Genomic DNA, 8,635 nt, shown 5'->3' with positions numbered 1-8,635 from the left:
AAACGATGCATCGCCGATGGTAGTGTGGGGTTTCCCCATGTGAGAGTAGGTCATCGTCAAGCACCTATACCAAAACCCCCGATCAGGAAACTGGTAGGGGGTTTTACTTTGTGCCGCGAAAAACAAACCGAACCGAAGTGAGCCTTTGATAGGCAACTAAACAGGGCGTGGCTATGATGGCTAAGCGCACTTTTATCAGGGTTCTTCTATGGCCGGTCAGGCACTCTCTGAACCACTTTCCGAACTTGACCTTAAGCAGCTGATTGCCTGCCATGAATGCGATCTGCTGTTGCGCAAGCCTGATGCGGCTGCAGGTGAGCGGGTTGAATGCCCACGCTGCGGCTATGAGCTGTACACCCATCGTGCGCAGGTTGTGCGCCGCAGTATGGCGTTGGTGATTGCTGCCCTGCTGCTGTACGTACCTGCTAACTTCTTACCGGTCATGCGCCTTAACTTGTTGGGGCAGACGACTGAGGATACGGTCTGGAGCGGTGTGCTCGGTCTGTATAACAACGGTATGCAGAGTGTCGCCGTGGTGGTGTTCCTCTGCAGCATGGCGGTGCCACTGCTCAAGCTGTTGTGTCAGTTTGTGGTGCTACTGACTATTCGCCTGGATATTGGCCGTAGTTATGGCCTGCTGCTTTATCGCATTTATCACCATATGCGCGAGTGGGGCATGCTTGAGGTCTATCTGATGGGCATTCTGGTGGCTATTGTGAAACTGGTCGATCTGGCCGAGTTGAGCATCGGCCTAGGCCTGTTGTGTTTTATCGCGCTATTACTGGTTCAGGTTTGGCTCGAAGTGACAATGTCGCCGCATCAAATTTGGGAAGCCTTGTCGGGAGAGGATGAACATGCGCGCGATTGATGCAGGGCTGCTAATTTGCCATGAGTGCCACAAGCTAAATCCCCGACTGTCCGACGCTGAGAAACAGTTTTGCACACGCTGTGGCGGTCGCCTGCATGAACGTCGGCCTAATAGCTTGGTGCGTACCTGGGCGTTACTGTTGACAGCTGCAGTGCTGTATATCCCTGCAAACCTGCTGCCGATCATGACCGTCAACTCTTTAGGCAAGGGCCAGTCGGACACAATCATGTCGGGGGTTATCGAGCTGGTTAACTACGGCATGCTGCCGATTGCTGCAGTGGTGTTTATTGCCAGCATTCTAGTGCCGACATTCAAGCTGGTCGGCATCGCTTTGTTGCTGTACTCGGTGCAGCGACATCAGCCGATGTCTGCCCGTCAGCGGGTGCTGATGTACCGCTTTATCGAATGGATCGGGCGTTGGTCGATGTTGGATATCTTCGTCATTGCAATACTGGTGGCGGTGGTCAACTTTGGCAGCCTGGCCAGTATTGAGCCCGGCTACGGTTCAATGGCTTTTTCCAGCGTGGTAGTGCTGACCATGCTGGCCGCTTTAACCTTTGACCCCCGCTTGATTTGGGATAACACGGACTCGGATGACCACCATGAATGATTTGCCGTTGGCTAAAGCGCGCCCAGCTTCGAATTGGTCGGCTATTTGGGTCTTGCCACTGATTGCGCTACTAATCGGCGGTTGGCTAGGTTGGCGTGCCTATAACGAAGCCGGCATCGAGATTCAGGTGATGTTTGCCAGTGGTGATGGTATCCAGCCGGGCAAGACTGAGGTGATCTTCAAAGGTATGCCGATCGGCAAGGTCATAGGCCTGGAGCTGGATGACAGCGGCGAGCGGCGCGGTGTGCGCGCCACCCTGGAGATGGACAAACGCGTTGAGCAGCATCTACGCACAAATACGCGCTTCTGGCTGGTCAAGCCGAGTGTGTCACTGGCAGGCATCACTGGGCTGGAAACTCTGGTGTCGGGTAACTACATCACCGCAAGCCCAGGTGATGGCGAGCCTACACGTAAATTCACCGCACTGAGCGAGCCTCCACCTTTGGCGGACACTACGCCTGGTTTGCACCTGACACTTAAGGCTGAGCGGCTTGGCTCGCTTAATCGCGACAGCCCGGTGTTTTACAAGCAGATCCAGGTGGGGAAGGTGAAAAGTTATGCCTTGGTTGAGGATCAGAACCTGATCGAAGTGAAGGTATTTATTCAGCCGGAGTTTGCCTCACTGGTGCGTAAACACACGCGTTTCTGGAATGCCAGTGGCGTTTCCATTGATGCCGGTTTATCTGGGGTAAAGGTGCGCACCGAGTCCCTGGCGAGTATTGTCGCGGGTGGTATTGCCTTCGCCACGCCCGAGCACCGTAAGGATAGCCCGCCGACTGACCCAAGCCTGCCATTTCGCTTGTACGAAGACTTCGACAGCGCTCAGGCCGGTATTCGCGTGTCGCTCAAACTGCATGAGTTTGATGGCCTGGAGCCGGGCCGTACGCCGGTGATGTACAAAGGCATTCAGGTCGGTCATATGAAGACCTTCAAGGTTGACCAGGACCTCAGCGGTGCACAGGTGGAGTTGATGCTCGACCCACGTACTGAAGACTACCTGGTTGAAGGCACCGATTTCTGGGTGGTCAAACCGTCGATCTCCCTGGCGGGGATAACCGGACTGGAGGCGCTGGTAAAGGGTAACTACATCGCTATGCGGCCTGGTGACGCTGGCAATCCTGCGCTGCGTGATTTTGTCGCCCGAGCCAAAGCCCCGCCGCTCGATCTGTCGGCACCGGGGTTGCATCTGGTGCTGTTCAGCGACACACGCGGCTCTCTTGAAGTGGGCAGCCCGATATTGTTCAAGCAGGTGAAGGTCGGCACGGTGCAGAGTTTTCAGCTATCGCGTGATGACAAGCAGGTTGCCTTTGGCGTGCATATCGAGCCTGAGCATGCGCATCTGGTAAACAGCAGTACGCGCTTCTGGAATGCCAGCGGCATTACGCTCAAGGGCGGCCTGTCTGGCGTAGAGGTGAAAAGCGAGTCATTGCAGACCTTGCTGGCAGGCGGCATCGCCTTTGAAACACCAAACCCTAATGCACCCAGAGGCAATAAGCGGGTCGAGCGCTTTAGCCTTTACAGCAGCCAGGAAGTGGCGCTGCAGAAAGGTGTAGAGCTGACTATTCGGGTGGCCAGTGGCGACGGTCTCAGCCCGGGCACGGCAATTCGCTACAAGGGCTTGGACGTGGGCAAGGTGGAGCGCATCGAGCTGACGGATGACCTGCAAGCGGTGATTCTTTATGCGCGGATCACTCAGGCGACGCAGCAGATTGCTCGTGCAGGCACACAATTCTGGGTGGTCAAGCCGGAAGTCAGCCTGACCCGGGCTGCCAACCTGGAAACCCTGGTCACTGGCCAGTATCTGGAGGTGCAGCCCTCGAACCAGAAGGGCGCTGCGCAGATGAGCTTTACTGCCGCTGCCGCGCCGCCTAAAGCCAGTGCCCGTGAGCAAGGTCTGCGCCTGGTATTGAGTGCGGCGCGCCGTGGCTCCATCAAGCCCGGTGTAGTGGTTAGCTACCGTGAGGTGCCGGTGGGCAAGGTCACCGATTTCGAGCTGGGCCCAACCTCGGATCGGGTGCTGATCCATATTTTGATCGAGCCGCGTTATGCGCCGCTGGTCCGCAGCGGTAGCCGCTTCTGGAATGCCAGTGGCATCGGTGTGGATGCTGGCTTGTTCAGCGGCGTAAAAGTGCGTACCGAGTCGCTGGAGGCTTTGCTCGAGGGCGGAATCGCCTTTGCCTCGCCGGATAACCCGCAGATGGGTGGCCCGGCGCAGCCAGGGCAGACGTTTGCCTTGTATGACGAGGTGAAGGATGAGTGGTTGCGCTGGGCACCGAAGATAGCCTTGGAAAAATAAGCCACACAGCAAGAGGGCCGCATTAGCGGCCCTCTTGCTTTCAGCCGGATGTCACGCCGGCTCTGTATCGGCCACTTGTGTGGAGCTGCTGGCCTTGGCGCTGTCGCGACGCTGGATATATTTCCAATCCGCTTCGTCGATATAGATGCCGTTCGGTCCGCTGCCGCCTTCCAGGTCGATGGCCACGTGAGCTGATACCTGCGGCTTAACGGACGCCAGGATCGGCACGAAGCCCAGCTGTAGGCTTGTTTCGATCAACGCCTGCTGATTCTTCTCGTCGATATCCGCCGCTTCGTCCAGGTAGTAGGGCAAGCGCACCTTACCTGCCTGATCGCGGTCCATCAGGTGCAGCAACAGATACATGTTGGTCAGCGCCTTGATGGTCATGGTGGTGCCGTTGGAGGCCGCGCCATCGATGTCGGTGTGAATCACCGGTTGGCCGTGCACCTTGGTGATCTCGAAGGCCAGTTCGAACAGGTCCTTCAAACCGAGTTGGTTATGGTTGGCGGCCACCAGGCGGGCCAGGTATTCCTTGGCTTCTTCGTTCTTGCTGTCCTGATCGCTGCTTTGCTGCAGGTCGAACACTGAGAGCGTTTCGCCTTCTTCGTACTGACCGGCGCTGTGGATGATCTGGTCGATATGCTTGAGCGCGTCCTTGTTCGGCGCGAGGACGATGCGGAAGCTTTCCAGGTTGGACACCTGACGCTTGTTGATCTCGCGGTTGAACAGCGCCAATTGGTGTTCCAGATTGTCGTAGTCGCTGCGGATGTTGCGCAGGGTGCGGGCAATGTCGGTAACCGCGGCGCGGCGCGCTTTAGCCAAGGTGATGGCCTCGTCCTGGCGGTGGGCGTAAGCGTTGACCAGCAGATGCAGGCGGCGCTCGACATCGTCTTCGCTGTCGAATTTGGCTACGCCCTTGAGGCGCACTTGCGCGTAAAGCGCCTCGATCTGCCCGTCAACACGCTGCAGGCCTTGCCAGGCGTCTTGATAGTCATTGAGCAGCGGCAGCAAGTTGTCCAGGCTGTCGTCCACTGGGTCGGTAAACGGTGTGCCGAAGGGCAGGTCGGCCGGGAGCAGTTGGCGGCGGCGCAGGGCATCTTCCAGGGTGCGTTCCTTGGCCTCCAGATCGGCGAGTTGGCGGCCGACCAGTTGCAGCTTGGCGGAGAGCTGCTGCACGCGCTCGGTGAAGGCATCCGAGGCGCGCTTGAGTTCGTCCTGCGCGGCTTCCAGCTGGGCCAGTTGCTCAAGCTTCTGCGGTTCTTCAACGGCCAGGGTCTGGCTTTTTCGGAAGTCTTCCAGGGCTTTCTGCGCGTCCAGCACCGCTTGGTAAAACTGCTCGGCCTGGGCCTTGCTGGCGGCGCGGTCGGCGGCGACGGCCTGCTGGGTTTTCAGCTGTTTGTATTCGCGGTCGAGGCGATCCTTCTGGTCGCGCAGGGCGGCGCGGTCAGCCAGTGCTTGCAAGGCCGGTGGCTCGATATGCGACAGATCGATGGACAGACCCGGCACTTCGAAGTGCTCGCCTTTAAAACCATCGAGAATGGCTTCCAGGGATTTCACCCAGGCGTCGCCTTCGGCAACCTGAATACCGTTCTCGCCCAATGGCAGGCTGAACAGCTGGCCATTGAACAGGCGCATCAGACGATCAACGTCCTGTTGGCTGAATTCTTCACGCAGGCGTGAATAGCTGTTGTTGTCGGCGTGTTCGAGCTGCTGCTTGACCGATTTCAGGCGTTTTTCCAGATCACGCAGGCGCTCGTCCAGGTCCTCGGCAGAGAACTGCCGCGACTGCGCCAGTGCGCCGGCGAGTTCGTCGTGGGCATCCTTAGCGACTAACAGCTGTTCTTCCAGCACTTTGGCGTCGTTGACCAGAGCGAAGCGGTTCTTCAGCACCGAAAGCTCGCCAAGCCAGCGTTGGATTTCGCTAATTTCGCGCTCCATGCGCATCAGCTCTTGGGTGCCGCCACGTTGTTCCTGCTGCAGGCCGTCTTGTTCGCCACGGTAGTGTTCGGCCTGGATTACCAGTTCTTCGCGACGGGCTCCGGCGTAGTCCTGCCAGGTGCCGAGCAGCGAGTCGAGCAGTGGTGAGATGCGGTGCAGTTTGCCGCGCAGCAGTTCGCGTTGATTGACGCCGGCAGCCAGGGCTTCGATCAGCGGGCCGGCAGTGACCAGCGCTTGGTAGTCCTGCTCCATGCGGCGCACGTCGCGGAAGGCTTCTTCGGTGGCGGCGATATAGTCGACGCTGCCGGAGCGCAGGCTGTGCTCGAAGGCATCGAGGAACAGCTGCTTGAGCTTGGCTGCGGTGATCTCGCGCATATGCAGCAGGTTGATAAATAGTGCGCGGAAGGTCTTCAGGCTCTGTTCACTGGTGGAGCGCAGCGGGATCAGGGTCAGATCTAGTGGAATCGAGGTATGTCCGCCCACCAGCAGGCGGCGTAGTTCTTCGGGTTTCAGCTCATAGGCCTTGATGCCTTCACGTTCAAGGTTATTGAACAGCTCGCGTTGGCGCAGGCAAGTACCGTTCTTCTGGTAGTGCTGAAGATCCAGAGTGCCCTGATAGGCGAAGAACTGGTGACCGAAACCGCCGCCTGGGCCGCGTCCGGCCACACCGATCACGTGCGGACCGTGGGGCAGGGCGACTTCGACAAGGATGTAGCTGGTGTCGCTGGCGAAGTAGAACTTGCGCGACTGCTCCAGGCTGTACTTGCCGAAGCTCATGTCCGACATGCGCGCCAGAATCGGAAATTGCAGGGCGTTGATCGAGGCGGATTTACCGAGATTGTTGGCACCGTAAACCGATAGCGGGTGTTCCAGCGGGAACAGGCCAAGGCTGTAGCCTGCGGTATTCAATAGGGCGAAGCGGCGGATGCCGTAGCGTTCCTGGCTCATGCGAGGGTCTCCTGGGCGTCACGTTCTTCGGCCATGGCGCGGGCCAGGGCGTCTTCTTCGGATTCTTCTGTGTCGTTTTCGGAGAGGCTGATGATTTCGTCTTCGATGTCTTCATCCTGCAGTACTGGCGTTGGTAGCGGCAGGCTGCTGTGCAGGGTGGCGGCCAGGTCGCGGTCTTGCTGCACGGAGAGGCACACGTCGAGGAAGCGGTGCATGGGGGCGAGGAAGCGGTAGATGCCGTTGTCTTCGCTGGCAAAGCCGAGCTGGGTCAGGCGGCGCATGATTTTTTCTTCCAGCTCCTCAACGGTGGTGACTTCAGCCTGGAGGAACAGGTCGCGGTACTTGTCGAGCAAGGCCGGCAGTTCATCACGACCGAGACTGCCGCCGTCCAGTACGGCCAGCGGGTCGCGGCCTTGGTCGGCCAGGTGTTCCACCAGAATGAAGGTGAACAGCGCCAGACGCTGGGCGGTCTTGTTGACCTGAGCACCCATCTGTTCGGGAACGAAATAGTAGAAGCCGCGGCTGTCGCAGGTCAGCTCATAGCCCAGGGCTTTGAACAGGCTGCGGTACTGGTCCTGCTGGCTGGCTAGTTGGGTATACAGCTCCGGGTTGCTACGGCTGATGTGGTAGCCCTTGAACAGCTCGCGGAAAATCGGCGCGAGCTGGGTGAGTTCTTTCAGGTCGATATTCATACGGTGGTAGTCCCGGCCGGCTTGATCAGGGCAAATGAGCTCAGGCTGACCTGATGCTCGCGGGTGAGGTAGTCGCGGCGCTCCAGGCGCTCGCGCTGGAAGCGGCCGTCGCGCGATAGACGCGAGAACCAGTAGAGCAATTCGTCGGTGGCGCCTTCAGGTTCCTGCTCCAGCAGCCAGACCATCAGGTCCGGCAGCGGCAGGGCTTGTTCGCAGCGCTCAACCATCTCGCGTGCGGTACGCGGTGCGCGCGGCGCTTCGCCCTTGCGGCTGCTGTGCGCTTTGGGGAACTGCGCCGGTTTGGGCTCAAAGCGGGCCAGGGCGTAGACGTAAGCTTCAACCTGCGAGGCGGTGCCGAGAAAGGTGCTTTGCGGGCGGCTGAATAGCGGCATGGAGGCCTGCGGCACAGCGTCCAGACCCTTTTTGCGGATCGCCGCCAGAGCCAGGGCTGCACCGCGGGTCACGGCGTTATGTCGGCGCGCTTCTTCACGCAGCGGCAGCAGCAGCTCGCGTGCACGGCGCAGGGTCAGCTGAGCGATGGTCTGCATTTCCAAGATGCGCGCGTGGGTGCGCAGCAGCAGGTCGTCATCGACCAGTTGACCGAGACGCTGTTGTTCGCCGAGCAGGCGCAGCAGCACGTGCTCGACACGGTAGACGCCCTGCTCGAAGGCACCGTCGGCGGCCACCAACTGGATCATCGGCTCGACGTATTCGTCCCAGGTCGCCAACACCTCGGCGTAGCGCTGACGCAGCGGGATTTGCCTATCTGAGGTCTTTGCGCGCTCGGCCACGGCGACCAGGGCCTGCTCGTCGTTGGCCAGCTTCTTCAGCACATCGCGCACACGCATATCCAGCAGGCGCAGCTGGCGCGCGAGATCGGCGGCGTCGCGCACTTCGAAGGCGTCTTTGATATAGCCAGCCAGGCGCTCCAGATGGCGCAGATAAGCTTCGATTTCCAGACACAGGCCCAGGCGATGTTCGCGGCGCAGGTAAGCGAGGAAGTCGTGAATCTGCGCGTTCAGTTCGAAGCGATTGGGGCTCTTGGCCACCGGCACCAGGATATCCAGGCGGATCCACTGGTCGAGCAGGGCGGTGACATCGGTTGGCGTGCCTTCTGGCAGTTGAGCGCCGAGCTGGTTACGCAGCTCTACCAGGCTCAGGGTGCCGGCATCGAAGCGCTCGCACAGCGGCTCCAGCAACGTCCAGTGTTCGGCAAGGGCGCGCAATACGCGCTTGGGATCAATCATCGGGGCATCCGCTCCGCGAGCTTTTCGCAAAAAAAC

Annotated in this window: 6 protein-coding genes; 3 read left to right on the top strand and 3 right to left on the bottom strand. The window is 59.5% G+C overall.

Annotated features, from left to right (window positions below; translation table 11 throughout):
• Positions 1–208: 208 nt before the first annotated feature.
• From ACIGEK_RS20885 to ACIGEK_RS20875, 3 genes are read left to right on the top strand one after another with little or no spacing between them, the layout of a single operon-like run.
• Complete coding sequence (locus tag ACIGEK_RS20885; RefSeq protein ID WP_397495157.1) at positions 209–868, top strand: paraquat-inducible protein A; 660 nt, start codon at positions 209–211, stop codon at positions 866–868.
• Positions 855–1,478, top strand: coding sequence for a paraquat-inducible protein A (locus tag ACIGEK_RS20880; RefSeq protein ID WP_397495156.1), 624 nt, complete (start codon positions 855–857; stop codon positions 1,476–1,478). Before ACIGEK_RS20885 ends, ACIGEK_RS20880 begins: the two co-directional genes overlap by 14 nt.
• Positions 1,471–3,774 carry an MlaD family protein gene (locus ACIGEK_RS20875; protein WP_397495155.1) on the top strand — a complete coding sequence of 768 codons (2,304 nt, stop codon included), beginning with the start codon at positions 1,471–1,473 and terminating at the stop codon, positions 3,772–3,774. Before ACIGEK_RS20880 ends, ACIGEK_RS20875 begins: the two co-directional genes overlap by 8 nt.
• A 51-nt stretch (positions 3,775–3,825) precedes the next feature.
• On the opposite strand, the gene mksF is transcribed toward ACIGEK_RS20875, so the two are convergent.
• From mksF to mksB, 3 genes are read right to left on the bottom strand one after another with little or no spacing between them, the layout of a single operon-like run.
• Positions 3,826–6,660, bottom strand: coding sequence for an Mks condensin complex protein MksF (mksF, locus tag ACIGEK_RS20870; protein ID WP_397495154.1), 2,835 nt, complete (start codon positions 6,658–6,660; stop codon positions 3,826–3,828).
• The gene (gene mksE / locus ACIGEK_RS20865) at positions 6,657–7,352 is read right to left on the bottom strand and encodes an Mks condensin complex protein MksE (protein WP_397495153.1); all 696 of its coding nucleotides are present in this window, start codon (positions 7,350–7,352) and stop codon (positions 6,657–6,659) included. Before mksE ends, mksF begins: the two co-directional genes overlap by 4 nt.
• Positions 7,349–8,599 (bottom strand): Mks condensin complex protein MksB, encoded by a 1,251-nt coding sequence (mksB, locus tag ACIGEK_RS20860; protein WP_397495152.1) that lies wholly within the window; start codon positions 8,597–8,599, stop codon positions 7,349–7,351. Before mksB ends, mksE begins: the two co-directional genes overlap by 4 nt.
• Between the last annotated feature and the right edge of the window lie 36 nt (positions 8,600–8,635).

This window comes from Pseudomonas sp. NPDC079086 (assembly GCF_044542155.1).
Classification (GTDB): domain Bacteria; phylum Pseudomonadota; class Gammaproteobacteria; order Pseudomonadales; family Pseudomonadaceae; genus Aquipseudomonas.
Note: the sequence above shows the minus strand (reverse complement) of the source record. Positions and strands in the feature narration are given on the sequence as shown.